The following is a 790-nucleotide window of genomic DNA, read 5'->3' as shown; positions in this document are numbered from 1 at the left end:
GGGGACCTTCTGACCGAAGTCCAGCGCTTTGCCCGGAACCGCCCCGGAACCTTCCTGCTGCTGGCAGCCGGTGCCGGCGTCCTGGCCGGCCGCCTCACCCGTGGCCTGACCGCAGGCGCCCCGGAAACCTCGTCGACAACACGCCCCAGCGCCGGCCTTTCCGGGCAGTACTCCGGCACCCCGCCCGTAGCTCGGCTCCGCCAGGAGACGGTCTACGCCGCGGGCACCGATGATCTCTTTACGGAACCGACCGTGGGCAGCGGGGCGCCGGTATCCACCTCCACCCTGCCGGCGGGTACCACAGAGGACACTCCGCTCCGCTTCGAGGATGACCCTTACCGGGATGAGGACGGCAGCTACCGTGCTGCCGACGGCACCTACCGGTCAACGGAAGGACGGCAGCTGTGAGTAGCCAGATTCCTGAGCCGCCGCCGAGTGCGGCGCATCAAAAGGCCGATAACGCCTCCCTTGGCGAGCTCCTGGGCGATGTGACCCGGGACCTGTCCACGCTGATGCGCCAGGAAGTGGAGTTGGCCAAGGCCGAAGCCAAGCAGTCAGCCACCCGCGCCGGGAAGGGCGGCGGGATGCTCGCCGGCGCCGGCGTGGCCGGACACTTCGTCCTTCTCTTCCTGTCCCTGGCCCTGATGTTCGCCCTCGGCGCCCTGATGCCCCTGGGCTGGGCCGCCGTGATCGTTGCCGTCCTCTGGGCCATCATCGCCGCGATCCTGGCCTCCATTGGCCGCAAGGAACTCAAGAAGATCAAGGGCCTGCCGCAGACCGGCGAAACCCT

1 protein-coding gene and 1 pseudogene are annotated in these 790 nt (G+C 69.0%); both read left to right on the top strand.

Going from position 1 to position 790, the window contains the following annotated elements; all coding sequences use genetic code 11:
• Positions 1 to 408 (top strand): annotated as a pseudogene (locus AC5RU7_RS21025) (hypothetical protein); the annotation flags it as partial.
• Positions 405 to 790, top strand: a 386-nt coding sequence (locus AC5RU7_RS21020) for a phage holin family protein (protein ID WP_494053877.1), incomplete at its 3' end; no start/stop codon positions are given. The pseudogene AC5RU7_RS21025 and the gene AC5RU7_RS21020, both read left to right, overlap by 4 nt.

The sequence above is a fragment of the Arthrobacter sp. K410C genome (assembly GCF_059090105.1).
The sequence above is the reverse complement of the archived record's forward strand: the minus strand, read 5'-3'. Positions and strand labels throughout refer to the sequence as shown.